Source organism: Amycolatopsis sp. DG1A-15b (genome assembly GCF_030285645.1).
Taxonomy (GTDB): Bacteria; Actinomycetota; Actinomycetes; order Mycobacteriales; family Pseudonocardiaceae; genus Amycolatopsis.
This window is the reverse complement of sequence record NZ_CP127296.1, coordinates 7210712-7225119: the sequence shown is the minus strand read 5'-3', so window position 1 is coordinate 7225119 and position 14408 is coordinate 7210712. Positions and strand designations below refer to the sequence as shown.

Sequence of the window (14408 nt, the reverse complement as noted above, 5' to 3'; positions counted from 1 at the left end):
ACCGGCACCCCGCGCCCTCAGATGTCGAGCTGGCGCACGCCCGTCTCGGGCAACGCCACCCGGCCGGCCGTCGCCCGTCCGCGCAACCGGACTATTTCGTGCGGCTGCAAGCCGATCGCCACTCCGAACGCCTCCACGTCCGGGAAGCCGCCCTGGCGCTTTCGCAGCTCCAACGCCGAAGCCACCCGTGATGGCGTCAGGCCCGGCAGGCTTGCCAGCGAAGCCTCCGAAGCCGCGTTGACGTCCACCAGCGCCACCGGCGGAGCAGGCGGCGGCGCCAACGGAGGAATCGCCGGGACATAAGCCTCGAGCACGTCGTTCTGCCGCAGATCCCTGGTCCCGAGCCCGACCGTGAACACCCGCGATCCCGCCGTCGTCCGCACCGCGATCCCGTCGCGCGCCAGGGAAAGCACCGGCAGCTCCGCCGCGATGACCGTGCTCCGCTCGTTGAACGTCGTCCCGATCGGGCGCAGCACCCTGGTCCGCACACCCACCGTGAACGCCGCGCTCCGGCCCTCCGGCACCTCGACCGCCGCCACCACCGAGCCGTGGCCGAGGTCGCTGACGCCGTGCACCACCGCCGTTCCGTCGCGCTGCTCCACGTACTCCGGCGACGGGAACGCCGTCAGCACGTCGCCTGCCAACGGGGGCACGTCGCACTGGAAGCCCAGCAACACCGTCCCCACCTGGCCGGACGGCAGCTCCTCGAGCGGCCCCGCGGGCCCGAACAGCCCGAGCACCCGCATCGGCTGGCCTCCGCGCGCCGAAGAACACAGCGCCCCGAACCGCAGGACGCCTTCGCGGACGTGCACTTGCGCGTGGAACCCCGTCAGCGGCTCGAAAGCCGGCGCCACCACCGAGGCGGCGCCCTCCTGACGGCTCATGTCCGGCCCGGCGGTGTCATCGGTGTACAGCTCCAGCGCGTCGCCGTTGCCGAGATCCCGCCGCCCCACGGCGACGAACACGTCCTTGAGGAATCCGGCGTCGGTCACCGGCTCGACTTCGCTGGAGAAGAACTTCTTCCGCACCATGATCCCCAGGCGCAGGTTGTCCTCGACGATCCGGTCGCCCCGGCGGAGCCGCGCGCGGGCGCCGCGGACCGCGCGCCCCGCGCTCACCTGCCCGCCCGGCAGCTCCCCGAGGCCGGGGACGGTGACCGAGTCGTGGATCGCCTTGCCGAACTCGATCAGCCCGACCCTGGTCTCGGTCACGACGTGGCGGCCAGCGTGACGCTGATCGACTGGTCGGCGTTGACCCGCTCCGCCTCGACGCGCATGCCCGCCTGGGCCGCCCGGTCCTTCAGCCGGGCCAGCACCGCCCGCTGCACTTCGGCCGCGTACGCCTCATCGACCGACAGCACCAGCCGCGAAGCTTCCGCGGGCACCAGGCCCGGCCCGTCGACGTGCGCCACTTGGACGCCCTCGGGGCCGTAGCCGAACGTGATCCGCCGCCCTTCCCAAGCGGCGACGACCGACGTGCCGTCGTCGGTGACCTGGGCCCTCAGCCCGGCGAGCGCGCGGGCCAGCAGATCGCGGTGGCGCATCCGGGTCCGCACGGTGACGACCCCCGGCCGCGCCTGCGCGTGCGCGGCGATCGTGGCGGCGTCGAGCTGGGCCAGTGCTTCACTGCGCAGCTTGAGCGTGACACTCATCGGCGATCCCCTTCGAGCAGCGCTTCGAGTACTTCGGTGGTGGCGAACCCGTTCAGCTCGATCGCGCCGTCGCGGGCGATCGTCAGTTCCAGGCGGTTCGGGGTGGTGAAGATCGACTCGTCGTAGCGGTCGGTCAGGAAGTGGAACCGCTGGTTCGCCGAGCCGACCCACGGCCGGGACGGCTCCGGCCGATCCGCCAGGAACGGCCCGTCCACCAGCAGATCCGTCGAGTCCAGGAGCTTCGACGGCGGCAGCTCCTCCCGGACGTGCCCGGTGAACGTCATCACCGAGAGCCCCGCCGAGCGCACCGCCGCGGCGAAGAGACCCAGCGGGCCGGCCTGGTCGAACGGCTCACCGCCGAGCAGCGTGACGCCTTCGATCCCGGAGACGGTGAGCACGCGCGCCACGAGGTCCTGCCACGACAGGGAAAACCCGCCGCGGGTCGTCCACGTCTGCGGGTTGAAGCAGCCCGGGCAGCGCACCGAACACCCCTGCGTCCACACGGCACACCGGACGCCGGGGCCCTCGGCGGCGGTGGTGTCGACGATCCGGTGGAGGTTCAGGAGTTCCATTGCGACTGCTGCTGCGAAGCGGTGTCTTCCGCGGAAGCCGTCGTACGCCGGTAGTCCTCGGTGAACTCCGACGTCACGGTCTCCGCGCCGAGCAGGTCCTCCAGCAGCGGGATGTAGTCGAGGCACTTCGAGCCGGTCACGCCGTGCGTCTCGGCGCTGATCGAGCCGTCCTTGCCGATCGTCACGGTCACGCGGTGCGTCATACGTCGATCGTCCTCCCACTCGGTGCCGCCGGAGGCGGCGGCGCGACGGGCTCCGAAACGGGCACCGAAGTGTCCGTGGCGGCGACGGCCCTGGTCTCCGCCCAGTTCCGGATGGCCAGGATCTCGTCGGCCTGGGTGACCGACAGCGGCACGGTCGACTTCACCGCCCGCACCAGGTCGTCGCGGCGCAGGGGCCGCTTCTCGGCGAACGCGTCGACCAGTCCGGACAGCACCGCCTGCTCGATCTCGGCGCCGCTGTAGCCCGCGCTGACGTCGGCGAGCTCGGCGAACAGCGCGTCGTCCAGCCGCAGTTCGCTGCCCACGAACGGATCGGTGACGCGCTTGCCCAGGTGGATCCGCCAGATCGCGGCGCGCTCGGGCGCCGAGGGCAGGTCCACGAAGAAGATCTCGTCGAACCGGCCCTTGCGCAGGAACTCCGGCGGCAGCGAGCCGACCTGGTTTGCCGTCGCCATCACGAACACCGGCGCCGACTTCTCCTGCATCCAGGACAGGAACGTGCCGAACACGCGCCGCGCGGTGCCGCCGTCACCCCCGCCGCCGGCACCGGCGAGGCCCTTTTCGATCTCGTCGACCCACAGCACGCACGGCGCGATGCCCTCCGCGGTGCGGATGACCGTGCGGATGTTCTTCTCGCTCGAGCCCACGAGCCCGGCGAAGACGCGCCCGAGGTCCAGCCGCAGCAGCGGCAGCCGCCACATGTTCGCGACGCACACCGCGGACAGGCTCTTGCCGCAGCCGGGGACGCCGGTGAGCAGCAGGCCCTTCGGCGCCGCGAGGTTGTACGCCGACGCCGCGGGTGTCCAGGTGCCGGTGCGCTTGGTCAGCCAGCGCTTGAGCCGGTCGAGGCCGCCGACGGCGTCGAAGCTCGTCTCCGCCGGCACGATGTCGAGCATCCCGGACCGCCGCACGGCCTGGCGCTTCTCGGCGAGGATCAGCTCGAGGTCGCTCGGATCGAGCCCGCCGCCCTCGACCAGGGCCCTGGCGAACGCGTTTTCGGCCTCCGGCAGCGTCAGCCCGCGCGCGGCGGCGACGATCGTGTCGCGGTCGTCGCGGTCGATGCTGATCCGGACGTTCTGCCGGTGCGCGGCGACCATGCTGTCCAGCAGCTCGCCGATCTGGCGCTGGTCGGGCAGCGGGAAGTCGACGACGGTCGCGTCGTGCTCCAGCTCCGGCGGCACGGGCAGCGACGGCGACACGAGGATCAGGCTGAGCGGCACCGGCCGGGTCTTGAACGCGGCGGCGAGCTCCCGCAGCCGGCGCACGACGTCGGGATCGGGCCGGTGCCCGCCTTCGGACACCAGCGAGGGATGCAGGTCGGCGAACACGAAGACGGCGGGCTCACCCCAGCCGTAGACGCGTTCCAGAGCGGCCGACGCGGTGCGGGTCTCGCTGATCGGCGGTCCGCCCGCGGGCGCCAGCCCGGTGGTGGACGACCAGACGTAGACGCGCCGCGGGGTCCGCAGCCGGTGGGCGTCTTCGGCGACCGCGCGGATCTCCCGCAGCACCCGCTGCTCCTCGTGCGTCTCCACGACGAGCAGCGGGTAGCGCGCCTGCAGCAGCTGGGTCAGCTCGTCGCGAAACCCCTCGCCGGCCATCGAACGCCCCCTCGAAGTCCGTTCGGACACTACCAACTCACGCGTCGACGACGAGGACCTCGTACGTCGGGCTGGTGGGCGGGTAGCCGCTGTAGATGTGGGAGTTGACCACGGCGAGATGACTGCCGACCTTGAGCGCCGAGACCGGCTGGTCGAACAGCGGGTCGGTGATCGTGCCGGCGGGGGTGCCGTGGCTCAGGTTGCCGTCGAGACACCATCGGGTGATCTTGTCGTCGAGCTGCACCGCCCAGAGCCGGTTCCCTTCGAGCACGAGGCTGGCGACGCTGGGCGCGGCCACGCCCGCGATCTCTTCGCTGACCCCGGTGTGCGGGTTGATCGTGTACACCTTGCCGGGGATCGTCGCGGCCACGAGCAGGGTGTTGCCGGACGGCGTGGCGATGACGTCGTTCATGAAGAAGTTCCCCGGCGAGCCGCCCGCGCCCGGCCCGGTCAGCGGCAGGGTGCGCGGCGTCCCGAGCCGGCCGGCCACGACCGGCACGAAGAACAGCTGCGGGTGGTAGGAGTCGGTGAACCACGCGCCCTGTGGTGTCACCACCACGTCGTTGACGTAGGACGTCTGCGGGTCGCCGAAGGTGAAGTCCGCGACCTTCGCCTTGGTGCGGACGTCGTAGACGTAGGCCTTGCCGCCGATCGCGCCGGCGACGAACAGCAGGCCGTGGCGCCGGTCGAAGTCCACCCCGGCCGCCATCTGGCCGGGCGGCGCTTCGATGAAGCGCTCGGCCGTGCCGCGCCGGATGTCCTCGCGGAAGATCGTGCCGGCGATGAGGTCGCCGGTGTAGTAGGTGCCGCCGCCGGCGGCGGTGATCCCTTCGGCGGACGTGGCGCCGGGCAGCACGATCACCTTCGTCGCCGCGGACGCCGGTGCGGCCACCGCGAGCAGCAGGACGGCGGACGCCAGAGCCAGGATTCTTCGCATCGGGTTCCCTCCCCTTTTCCCAGGGGATCCTGCCACCGAGCTGGCTGACCCGGTACCTCGTTCTTAGACTCGGCGGCAGTCACCGTCGACTTCAGGAGGCACCATGCCTGACGCGCCCGCTCTGCCGAGCTACGCCTCGGGGACGTCGGAGGTCCCGCTGCTCGGGGACACCATCGGCGGCAACTTCGACCGGACGGTGGCCGCGTTCGGGGACCGGGACGCGCTGGTGGACCGCACCGCCGGCCGGCGGTGGACCTACCGGGAGCTGGCCGCCGAGGTGACCGCGCTGGCCCTGGGCCTGGTCGCGCAGGGCATCGGCAAGGGCGACCGGGTCGGCATCTGGTCGCCGAACCGGGCGGAGTGGACGTTCCTCCAGTACGCGACGGCGAAGATCGGTGCCATCCTGGTCAACATCAACCCGGCCTACCGCGCGCACGAGCTGGAGTACGTGCTCAACCAGGCCGGCATCCGGCTGCTGGTCGCGTCGGACAAGTTCAAGACGTCCGACTACCCCGCGATGGCCGACGAGGTGCGCGAGAAGTGCGCGGCACTCGAGCAGGTCGTGATCCTGGGCGGCGAGGGCTGGCAGGCGCTGCTGGAGGCCGGCCGCGGGGGCGACCCGGCGCAGCTGGCGCACCTGCAGGCCGGGTTGTCGGCCGACGACCCGATCAACATCCAGTACACGTCCGGGACCACGGGCTTCCCCAAGGGCGCGACGCTGTCCCACCACAACATCCTCAACAACGGTTACTTCGTCGGCGAGCTGTGCGGCTACACCGAGCAGGACAAGGTGTGCATCCCGGTGCCGTTCTACCACTGCTTCGGCATGGTGATGGGCAACCTGGCCTGCACCAGCCACGGCGCCTGCATGGTCATCCCCGCGCCGGCGTTCGACCCCCGCGCCACCCTCGAAGCGGTCGCGGCCGAGCGGTGCACGTCGCTCTACGGCGTGCCGACGATGTTCATCGCCGAGCTCAACCACCCGGACTTCGGCGAGTTCGACCTGTCGTCGCTGCGCACCGGGATCATGGCCGGGTCGCCGTGCCCGGTCGAGGTGATGAAGCAGGTCATCGACCGGATGGGGATGGCCGAGGTGTCCATCTGCTACGGCATGACCGAGACGTCCCCGGTGTCGACGCAGACCCGGTCCGACGACTCGATCGAGCGGCGCGTGTCGACGGTCGGGCGCGTCGGGCCGCACCTGGAGGTCAAGGTCGTCGACCCCGAAACCGGCCTGACGGTCCCACGCGGCGAGCCGGGCGAGCTGTGCACGCGCGGGTATTCGGTGATGCTCGGGTACTGGGAACAGCCCGACAAGACGAGCGAGGCGATCGACGCGGCCCGCTGGATGCACACCGGCGACCTGGCGGTGATGGACGCCGACGGCTACGTCAACATCACCGGCCGCATCAAGGACATGGTGATCCGCGGCGGGGAAAACCTGTACCCGCGCGAGATCGAGGAGTTCCTGTACACGCACCCGGACATTCTCGACGCGCAGGTGATCGGCGTCCCCGACGAGAAGTACGGCGAAGAGCTGATGGCCTGGGTCCGGATGCGCGAGGGCGCTTCCCCGTTGACGGCGGAGAAGGTGCGCGAGTTCTGCAGCGGCAAGCTGGCGCACTACAAGATCCCGCGGTACGTCCACGTCGTCGAGGAGTTCCCGATGACGGTGACCGGGAAGGTCCGCAAGGTCGAGATGCGCGAGAAGTCGATCAGCCTGCTGGGTCTGGAGCAGGCCGCCGCCACGAAACACGCCTAAACCGTCCGGGACGGCCGGGCGTTGTCCCTTCGCGATTCCGCGAAGGGAGGCGAACGATGATCATCCTGACCTGGGAGTGGTGAACGTCCGTGTGGGGCACCTTCGTGAAGGCGCCCCACACGCGCCTCGGGGACAGCACCTAAACCGATCGGGGCGGGCGGGCGTGGTCCCTTCGCGGCGGAAGGGGGCGCTTCCGGACGGAAGCGACGGATGCCGCCGGAGGAGGAAGTCATGCTGTCCTGCCTGAAGAAACCGCTCACCGTGGGGACGCTGCTCGCGGCGGCCGCGCTGAGCCTGCCGGGAGTCGCGGCGGCGGCCACCGCCGGGCCGGTCGACCTGGGCACCCTGCCGGGTGACCAGTTCAGCGACGTGGCCGCGATCAACGCCGCCGGCACGATGGTCGGTCAGTCGTACCCGCAGGACGTGCGCCTGCGGTACCACCCGGTGAAGTGGGACCGCCAGGGCCGCATCAGCGCCCTGCCGACACTGGGCGGCGAACAGGGCTCGGCGGTCGCCGTCAACGACGCCGGGGTGGCCGTGGGCTGGGCCTTCGACGGGCACGAAGGCGTGCACGCGGTCCGCTGGGCCCCGGACGGCTCGGTCACCGCACTGCCGTGGGCCGGGTCGTCGTCCGACGCCGGCGTCATCAGCCGGACCGGCGTGGTCGCCGGCGGTGGTGTCGACCCGCAGGGCACCCGCGTCTCGCTGCGCTGGGCCCCGAACGGCTCGGTCACCCCACTCGCGACGCTGCCCGGCGGCGGGCAGACCCACGTCACCGGGATCACCGGGGACGGCGCACTGCTCAGCGGCGAAGCCACGGACGCCGCCGGCAACCAGCACGCGGTCCGCTGGACCGCCACCGGCGCGATCACCGATCTCTCACCGGGCAACCAAGGCAACCCCGGCGCCACGGCAGCCGCCATCAACGACTTCGGCGTGATCGCCGGGACCGTCACCGAGGCCGGCCGGCCGGCTCCGGTCGTCTGGAAGCGGGACGGACGGCAGGTGCGGCTCGGCTGGCCGGCTTCGCCTGCCTCCGCCACGCCGCGCGCGATCAACCGCGCCGGGGTGGTCGTCGGCAGCGGGTACGTCGACTTCGCCGAGGACCGGGCGGTGCGCTGGTCCGCGAGCGGGACCACCGTGCTGGAGGGCGCGCGGCGTTCGGCGGCGGTGGCGCTCAACGCGTCGGGCACGATCGTCGGCAACGTCGAATCGGTGGCGGCCCGCTGGGACGCCGACGGCACGGAAACGATCCTCGGCACCCTGCCCGGCGGCCAATACAGCTGGGCGACCGGGATCGCCACCGACGGGACGATCATCGGCAGGTCCGACCGGTCCTACGGCTGGCACGCGGTCTACTGGCCGGCGAGCTGACGGACCTTCGCCGGGCGGTGTCCGCACCGCCCGGCGAGCGTCCTCAGCCCACCGCCGCGGCGGCCTCCGCGATCGCCTTCGCGTCTTCCTCGCCGAAGGTCTCTTCGAGCTGCTCCGGCGAGTAGTCGACGTCGATCTGCTCCACCGGCATCCCGCGCGCCGACTCGATCGCGCCCAGCCGCCGCTGCGCCCGGTCGGCCGCGTACTGGACGATCTCCTGCGGGTCGTTGTCGAACGGCAGTTCCTCGAACTGGTCCTGCACCCACTGGATCATGTTGAGCGCGTGCGGCAGCAGCTCGCCCATCCGCTGCTGCACCGCGTCCCACAGCGAGTCGTCCGCGGCGACGTGGCGCCGGCAGGTGAACGTGCCCCAGGCCATGTGGCGGCGCTCGTCGTCGCCGATGCGGCGGACCAGTTCCTGCATGCCCGGCAGGATGTCGTGCTGGGTGCAGATCAGCTGCCACGAGTAGTACCCGGTGAGCGCGAGGCTGCCCTCGATGACGTGGTTGTACGTCACGCTCGCCCGGATCTGGTTGAGCGGGCTGGGATCGTCCTCCAGCGCCCGCAGCGACTGTGGCAGCTCTTCGTAGAACAGCTTGCGGTAGTGCGGGTTTTCGGCGACGAACGGGTGCAGGTCCTCGGTCAGCCCCACGGCGTCCATCCAGCGCCGGAACACCTCCGTGTGCTTGGCTTCCTCGAAGCAGAACTGCGTCAGGTACATCTCGTCGCCGAACCGGCCGGTCGCCGACATCGCCCGCATGAACGGCTGGATGTCTTCGGTGACGGCTTCTTCGCCGGCGATGAACTGCGCGACGAGGTAGGTCGCCGAACGCTGCTGTTCCGGGTTGAGCGTGTCCCAGCCTTCGCGCTCGCGGCCGAAGTCGATGTCGGCCGGGTTCCAGAACTTCTTGTTGCCCTTGACGAACAGGCGCAGCGGGAACGAATCCCAGTTCAGCCCGCCCTTGCGCAGCGAGGAAAAACCGGTCCGGAGCTCCGGGAGGGTGTCGGTCATCGGTTCACTCCATTATGGACGAATTGGCGGATCGCGGGTTCCACGACCGCGGTGACGGCGTCGGCCGCCTCCGCCGCCGAGTGCGTGGAAAGCACCAGGTGCGACAGGGAAAGGCGCACGACGGTCTCCGCGAGCAGGGCCGCGGCTTCGGCGGAGAGCCCTGGTTCGAATTCGCGGTACTGCCCGGCGGCGAGGTCCGCGGCCGCGGTGAGGATCGGCTCGCCCCGGGTGGTCAGCAGGGGCAGCAGGTCCTCACCGGCTTCGGTGCCGAGCGCCGCCGCGACCAGGCGGTTTTCCCGCGCGTGCTCGATCGTGTAGACGACGGCGTGGTGGATGCCCGCCAGGAGCCCGTCCGCCGTTTCGAACCGCTGCCGGATCCCGTCGAGGAACTCCGACGCGGTGCGCAGCGCCACCGCCTGGGTCAGCGCCGCCTTGTTCCCGAACTCGTTGTAGACCGTCTGCCTGCTCACCCCGGCCTTCGCGGCGACGTCGGCCATCCGCAGGCCCGCGTGACCGCGGTCCGGCAGCAGGTCGGCGGCGGCGTCGAGGAGCGCTTCGCGGAGGGACGCCTTCGTCCGCTGGGTGAAGCTGGTCACACCTTCACCTTGACACACATCACTCTGCTGTCAAGGCGCTGTACACGATCTGTTCGCACGTAAAACTGTCGGTGGTGGCGGCTACGGTGGTCGGCGTGGGCATCACCGTGGGGTTCGACCTCGACATGACACTGATCGACGCGCGGCCGGGCATGGCCGCGGCGATGAATGCGCTCGGCGTCGAATCCGGCTTGCCGCTGGACGGCGACGCGTTCGCGGCCAACCTCGGGCCACCGCTCGACGACATCCTGCGCGGCTTCGAAGCGCCCGAGGAGCGCATCCCCGGGCTCGTCGACCGGTTCCGCGCGATGTACCCCGAGGTGGTCGTGCCGAGCGCGGTCGCGCTGCCGGGCGCGGTCGAGTCCCTCCGCGCGGTGCGGGCCGCCGGCGGGCGCACGCTGGTCGTCACCGGGAAGTACGGGCCCAACGCCCAGCTGCACGTGGACGCGCTCGGGCTCGACGTCGACGAAGTCATCGGCGAGCTGTGGTCGACGCAGAAGGCCGAAGCGCTGCTGGCGCACGACGCCCGCGTGTATGTCGGAGATCACGCCGGTGACATCCGGGGTGCGCTCGCCGCCGGTGCGATCCCGGTCGGCGTCACCACCGGGCCGTGCGACCGCACGCTCCTGCTGAGCGAAGGGGCGGAGGTGGTGTTCGAATCGCTGACGGAGTTCCCGGAGTGGTTCGAGAAGACGTTCGCGGGGAGCGCGGTGCCCTAGCTTTCCTTCTTGCCGCGCGCCTCGATCACCAGCGCGATCAAGCCCAGCAGCAGGCCAAGGGGCGTGATGACCCCGGCGGCGACCGAAAGCCAGATCGGCAGGTTCTCCAAACCGGCGGCGAACATGATGAAAACCGCCAGTACGGCGAGCATGCCGAGGCCGAAAAGCCCGATGCCGACGCGCATCAGGAACGGTTTGCCGGGAGCGGCCACGCCCGCCTCCTTCGTCGTGCTCTTCATGACGCAAGAGGGTATCCGGCGGTATCGACTTCTCCCCAGGGCCTGTGGCGAGATACCCTTTACCCAGCGCGCCCTGGGTACGCCCCGGGCGCGTTCGTCGTGAGCGGACAGCAGAAGGACTGGTGAGGGAAGTGCCGACCGGCAAGGTCAAGTGGTACGACGCGGAGAAGGGGTTCGGGTTCGTCACGCAGGACGGTGGCGCCGACGTCTACATTCGCAAGGCCGCGCTGCCGCAGGGCGTCGAGGGGCTGAAGGCCGGCCAGCGGCTGGAATTCGGCGTCGCCGACGGCCGCCGCGGGCCGCAGGCGCTCTCCGTCCGGCTGCTCGACCCGCCGCCGTCCGTCGCCGAGGCGCGGCGCCGCCCGGCCGAGGAGCTGCACGGCCTGATCGAGGACATGATCAAGCTGCTCGAGCTCAAGGTGCAGCCGGACCTGCGGCGCAACCGCTACCCGGACCGCAAGCACACCAAGCAGATCGCCGAGATCATGCGCGCGGTCGCCCGCGACATCGATCCCTAAGCCTCCAGCCGCAAACCCCACACGTCGCTGGGCAGCAGGCCCGACTCGCCGGTGTCCGCGTTGAGCACGGCCGTGTACTTCTGCACGTCCACCGCCGAGATGCGGTCGGCGGGCGTCGGCGGCGTGACCGTGTAGGCGTAGCGGTCCAGCGATGTGAACGGGATCGGGTCGCTCTGCTTGAACTCGCCCTGCGGGGTCACGTACTCGTAGACGATCTGCCAGGGCGAGTCCGCGACCTCGCCGGGCACCGAGATCTGCACCGGCTTGCCCGGGCGGACCTTCAGCGTCTGCGTCGAACCCTTCGCGTTGCACGGCTGCGCGAGCTTCTGCGAGTAGTCGCACGTGAGCACGGGCGTGGTGTTGACGGTGTGGCCGTCGGCGTAGAAGGTGACCTCGGCCGGGCCGGGTGCCGAGCAGCCGGCCACCGCGAACCCACCGGCCGCAAACAGGGCCACCACCCGGGAACGTCGCATGGCCGGAGCCTACCGGCGGGCCCGCGGGTCGCTGGGCAGGCCCTGGGCCGGGAAGCTGCCGGTCGGCTCGGGGCGCAGCGGCCGGTCGCCGCCGAGGCCCGGCACGAGCGAGCCGCCGCGGCGCACGAGGAACGTCTGCGCGCACCCGACGGCCAGCACGACCGTGATCACCAGGAAGCCGATCCAGTACGTCGGCGGCAGCAGCAGCCCGGCGCCACCGCCGAAGCACCACGCCAGCTGCAGCACGGTTTCCGAGCGGCCGAACGCCGACGCGCGCGACTCCTCGGGCAGGTCTTCCTGGATGACGGCGTCGAGGCTGATCTTCGCCAGCGCGCTGGCGGTGGCACCGACCAGGCCGACGATCGCGGCCGTGGCCAGGCCGGGCAGGATCGTCGCGACCAGCGCGGCCAGCACGCAGCCCGCGACGCACCCGACGATCACCTGGTCGGGGCTGCCGAAGTGCAGGCGCGAGCCCAGCGCGTTGCCGAGGAACCCGCCGGCCCCCGCCGCCGCGCCGATCACACCGAGCAGCAGCAGCTGCATGAACGGGGTCTGCCCGCTGCCCTCGGTCTGCGCCTTGACCGCGAACGCGGCGAACATCATGAGGAAGCCGGTGAGCACGCGCACCGAGCCGTTGCCCCAGAGCGCGACGACGATGTGGCGCCCCATCGGCTGACGGCGTTTCTTCTCCTTCGGGTGCGCCGAAAGGGAAGTCGGCACTTCGCCCTCGGTGGCCTCGACCCAGGCCGGGATCCGCATCGACTGGACGGCGGCGGCGACGCAGATCAACGCCGTGAACCACAGCGCGCCCGCCGAGCCGGAGATCGCGTTGACACCGCTGGCCACCGCGCCGAACACGCCCGCGGCGACCAGGCCGAACGTGGTCAGCCGGGCGTTCGTCTTGGAGAGCGTGATCTCCGACGGCAGCACCCGCGGCGTCACCGCGGCCTTGAGCACGGTGAACGACTTCGACAGCACCATCATCCCGAGCGCGGCCGGGTAGAGCAGCCAGTCGTCGAAGTGCAGCGCCATCACCACGGCCATCAGCCCCTGGCCGACGGAAGACGCGCACATCGCCAGCCGCCGTCCGCGCTGCACCTTGTCGAGCGCGGGCCCGATCACCGGCGCGACCAGCGCGAACGGCGCGATCGTGATGAGCAGGTAGAGCGCCACCTTGCCCTTGCTCTCGCCGCTGGTGGCGGCGAAGAAGAGGGTGTTGGCCAGCGCGATCGCCATCGCCGCGTCGCTGGCGTAGTTCAGCATCACGGCGTAGGTCAGCGAGGTGAGGCCGGACTTCTCGGCGCCGTCGGCCTTCGTCGCGCGCTGGAAGGCGTCGACGGCCTGGCCGGTCAGCTGGCGGCTGCGCATCGCCGCCACCCGCGTGACGGTGATCTTCTTCGGAAGCTTCGGCGTGCCGCCCGGCGTGCGCGGCTCGTCCCGCGGCGGCTGGGGCGCCGGCTCCGGCGGCCGCGGTTCGCCCGCGTAGCCGCCGGTGTCGTAGTGCTCGTACTCGCCGCTGCCCGGGTAGCGTTCGCCCTGGTAGAAGCCGCCGGCGGGCGGCTCGCGGCGCACCGGCTCGGTGCGGTGCGGGTCATACGGCCGGGCTCCGCGCGGGGGCGGCGGCGGCGGCCGGTGGTTCGACGGCGCGGCCGCGGTGGGGGCTTCGTCGGCGTTCGGCACACGGCCGTCGTGGAACCCCGGACGCGGGGGCGCGGGCCGCTGGACACGGGTGGGTGGCGGCGGGCTGCCGTGCTCGGCGCGCGGCGCGGCGGCGTCCCGCCAGGACCGGGCCTGCGCGGCGCCCGGTTCCGGCGTCCAGCGCCGCTTGGACTTCCGGCCGTGCGGCTGACCCGACGGGGTGCCGTCGGAGCCGGAGCGGGAGCCGAAGAGTGCCACGTGTCAATCCTGCCTTACCGGGGGCCGGTTCCGCCTGCTCATCCGTGCTTTCACGCCCGAGCCGGGACGAACCTCACCCGGAACGTGACCGGCCACTGCTTCCCGGTGAGCAGGAAATCACCGGTGCCGGGGACGGCGGCGATACCGTTGAGCACGTCTTCGGCGCCCGTCGCGTTCACTTCCGCGCGCAGCTGACCTGCGTCGATCGTCCCGGTCACGCGTCCGGTCGCGGCCTCGATCCGCAGGACGGTGTCGGTGTGCCAAACGTTTGCGTAGACGTCGCCGCCGACGCATTCGAGCTCGTTGAGCTGGTCGCGGCCGACGTCGACGCCACCGGTGACGGCGAAGGTCTTCGGGTCCCGGAAGGTCAGCCGCGAGGAGCCGTTGCTCATCACCAGCCGTCCGCCGTCCTGGTGGCACAGGCCCCAGCCTTCGCCCTGGAACGGCACGCGCCGCAGCTCGGCGAGGGTGGTCGCGTCGCGTTCGATGGCGAACCCGTCCTGCCAGGTGAGCTGCCACAGTGTCGGCCCGAGGACGGTGACGCCCTCGCCGAACAGCGGCGACGGCAGCGTGGCCGTGGTCCGGGGCCCGCCGCCCGCCGGCCCCGCGGTGAGCGTCGACCGCCCGGCGAGCCCGGTGCTCTCGTACAGGGTGTCCCCGGCGAACTCGAGGCCTTCGGTGAAAGCGGTGGGGTCGTGGGGCAGGGTCGTGAGCACCTGGACGGTGAGGCGTTCCGGGCCCGGCTCCTGCGCGGGGGCACCGGCGCAGCCGCCGAGGGCGGCGGCCAACAGCAGCGAGGTGACGATCGGCGTGCGCACGTTGAACAGCCTGGCACGGGCG

The 14408-nt window shown here is 71.5% G+C and carries 16 protein-coding genes; 4 read left to right on the top strand and 12 right to left on the bottom strand.

Annotation, left to right across the window (positions count from 1 at the left end; translation table 11 throughout):
* Positions 1–17: 17 nt before the first annotated feature.
* Genes QRY02_RS33130 through QRY02_RS33105 form a run of 6 tightly spaced genes read right to left on the bottom strand, consistent with a single transcriptional unit; the run spans position 18 to position 4979 of the window.
* Positions 18–1211: a helix-hairpin-helix domain-containing protein gene (locus tag QRY02_RS33130; protein WP_285986743.1), complete on the bottom strand. Its 1194-nt coding sequence runs from the start codon at positions 1209–1211 to the stop codon at positions 18–20.
* On the bottom strand, positions 1208–1651 hold the full coding sequence (locus tag QRY02_RS33125) for a hypothetical protein (RefSeq protein ID WP_285986742.1): 444 nt from the start codon (positions 1649–1651) through the stop codon (positions 1208–1210). The genes QRY02_RS33130 and QRY02_RS33125 overlap by 4 nt, the downstream gene beginning before the upstream one ends.
* Complete coding sequence (locus QRY02_RS33120; RefSeq protein WP_285986741.1) at positions 1648–2223, bottom strand: 4Fe-4S single cluster domain-containing protein; 576 nt, start codon at positions 2221–2223, stop codon at positions 1648–1650. Before QRY02_RS33120 ends, QRY02_RS33125 begins: the two co-directional genes overlap by 4 nt.
* Entirely contained in the window at positions 2211–2426 is a 216-nt protein-coding gene (locus QRY02_RS33115) for a DUF2997 domain-containing protein (RefSeq protein WP_285986740.1), read from the bottom strand. Before QRY02_RS33115 ends, QRY02_RS33120 begins: the two co-directional genes overlap by 13 nt.
* Complete coding sequence (locus QRY02_RS33110) at positions 2423–4042, bottom strand: Ycf46 family AAA ATPase (protein WP_285986739.1); 1620 nt, start codon at positions 4040–4042, stop codon at positions 2423–2425. Before QRY02_RS33110 ends, QRY02_RS33115 begins: the two co-directional genes overlap by 4 nt.
* A gap of 37 nt (positions 4043–4079) precedes the next feature.
* On the bottom strand, positions 4080–4979 hold the full coding sequence (locus QRY02_RS33105; protein ID WP_285986738.1) for an SMP-30/gluconolactonase/LRE family protein: 900 nt from the start codon (positions 4977–4979) through the stop codon (positions 4080–4082).
* Between the two features lie 103 nt (positions 4980–5082).
* On the opposite strand from QRY02_RS33105, the gene QRY02_RS33100 reads away from it, so the two are divergent.
* The gene (locus QRY02_RS33100; protein ID WP_285986737.1) at positions 5083–6741 is read left to right on the top strand and encodes an AMP-binding protein; all 1659 of its coding nucleotides are present in this window, start codon (positions 5083–5085) and stop codon (positions 6739–6741) included.
* Positions 6742–6972: 231 nt separating this feature from the next.
* Positions 6973–8115, top strand: coding sequence for a hypothetical protein (locus tag QRY02_RS33095; RefSeq protein WP_285986736.1), 1143 nt, complete (start codon positions 6973–6975; stop codon positions 8113–8115).
* A gap of 43 nt (positions 8116–8158) precedes the next feature.
* On the opposite strand, the gene QRY02_RS33090 is transcribed toward QRY02_RS33095, so the two are convergent.
* Positions 8159–9127: a R2-like ligand-binding oxidase gene (locus QRY02_RS33090; protein WP_285986735.1), complete on the bottom strand. Its 969-nt coding sequence runs from the start codon at positions 9125–9127 to the stop codon at positions 8159–8161.
* Positions 9124–9723, bottom strand: a complete 600-nt coding sequence (locus QRY02_RS33085; RefSeq protein ID WP_285986734.1) for a TetR/AcrR family transcriptional regulator — start codon at positions 9721–9723, stop codon at positions 9124–9126. The genes QRY02_RS33090 and QRY02_RS33085 overlap by 4 nt, the downstream gene beginning before the upstream one ends.
* A 95-nt stretch (positions 9724–9818) precedes the next feature.
* On the opposite strand from QRY02_RS33085, the gene QRY02_RS33080 reads away from it, so the two are divergent.
* Positions 9819–10442, top strand: coding sequence for an HAD family hydrolase (locus QRY02_RS33080; protein ID WP_285986733.1), 624 nt, complete (start codon positions 9819–9821; stop codon positions 10440–10442).
* Here the strand turns inward: QRY02_RS33080 and QRY02_RS33075 are convergent.
* Positions 10439–10681 carry a hypothetical protein gene (locus tag QRY02_RS33075; protein ID WP_285986732.1) on the bottom strand — a complete coding sequence of 81 codons (243 nt, stop codon included), beginning with the start codon at positions 10679–10681 and terminating at the stop codon, positions 10439–10441. The genes QRY02_RS33080 and QRY02_RS33075 overlap by 4 nt on opposite strands.
* 131 nt (positions 10682–10812) lie before the next feature.
* Between QRY02_RS33075 and QRY02_RS33070 the strand changes: the two genes are divergently transcribed.
* Entirely contained in the window at positions 10813–11199 is a 387-nt protein-coding gene (locus QRY02_RS33070; RefSeq protein WP_013230216.1) for a cold-shock protein, read from the top strand.
* Here the strand turns inward: QRY02_RS33070 and QRY02_RS33065 are convergent.
* From QRY02_RS33065 to QRY02_RS33055, 3 genes are read right to left on the bottom strand one after another with little or no spacing between them, the layout of a single operon-like run.
* A complete protein-coding gene (locus tag QRY02_RS33065; protein ID WP_285986731.1) occupies positions 11196–11672 on the bottom strand; it encodes a DUF2771 family protein in 477 nt (158 codons plus the stop codon). The genes QRY02_RS33070 and QRY02_RS33065 overlap by 4 nt on opposite strands.
* A 9-nt stretch (positions 11673–11681) precedes the next feature.
* A complete protein-coding gene (locus tag QRY02_RS33060) occupies positions 11682–13568 on the bottom strand; it encodes an MFS transporter (protein WP_285986730.1) in 1887 nt (628 codons plus the stop codon).
* A gap of 50 nt (positions 13569–13618) precedes the next feature.
* Entirely contained in the window at positions 13619–14386 is a 768-nt protein-coding gene (locus QRY02_RS33055; RefSeq protein ID WP_285986729.1) for a glutaminyl-peptide cyclotransferase, read from the bottom strand.
* Between the last annotated feature and the right edge of the window lie 22 nt (positions 14387–14408).

What these genes read in the sequence shown, in the direction of transcription:
- QRY02_RS33125 (WP_285986742.1), bottom strand. Translation starts at nt 1,651, where the DNA reads ATGAGTGTCACGCTCAAGCTGCGCAGTGAAGCACTGGCCCAGCTCGAC.
- QRY02_RS33120 (WP_285986741.1), bottom strand. Translation starts at nt 2,223, where the DNA reads ATGGAACTCCTGAACCTCCACCGGATCGTCGACACCACCGCCGCCGAG.
- QRY02_RS33115 (WP_285986740.1), bottom strand. Translation starts at nt 2,426, where the DNA reads ATGACGCACCGCGTGACCGTGACGATCGGCAAGGACGGCTCGATCAGC.
- QRY02_RS33110 (WP_285986739.1), bottom strand. Translation starts at nt 4,042, where the DNA reads ATGGCCGGCGAGGGGTTTCGCGACGAGCTGACCCAGCTGCTGCAGGCG.
- QRY02_RS33105 (WP_285986738.1), bottom strand. Translation starts at nt 4,979, where the DNA reads ATGCGAAGAATCCTGGCTCTGGCGTCCGCCGTCCTGCTGCTCGCGGTG.
- QRY02_RS33100 (WP_285986737.1), top strand. Translation starts at nt 5,083, where the DNA reads ATGCCTGACGCGCCCGCTCTGCCGAGCTACGCCTCGGGGACGTCGGAG.
- QRY02_RS33095 (WP_285986736.1), top strand. Translation starts at nt 6,973, where the DNA reads ATGCTGTCCTGCCTGAAGAAACCGCTCACCGTGGGGACGCTGCTCGCG.
- QRY02_RS33090 (WP_285986735.1), bottom strand. Translation starts at nt 9,127, where the DNA reads ATGACCGACACCCTCCCGGAGCTCCGGACCGGTTTTTCCTCGCTGCGC.
- QRY02_RS33075 (WP_285986732.1), bottom strand. Translation starts at nt 10,681, where the DNA reads ATGAAGAGCACGACGAAGGAGGCGGGCGTGGCCGCTCCCGGCAAACCG.
- QRY02_RS33065 (WP_285986731.1), bottom strand. Translation starts at nt 11,672, where the DNA reads ATGCGACGTTCCCGGGTGGTGGCCCTGTTTGCGGCCGGTGGGTTCGCG.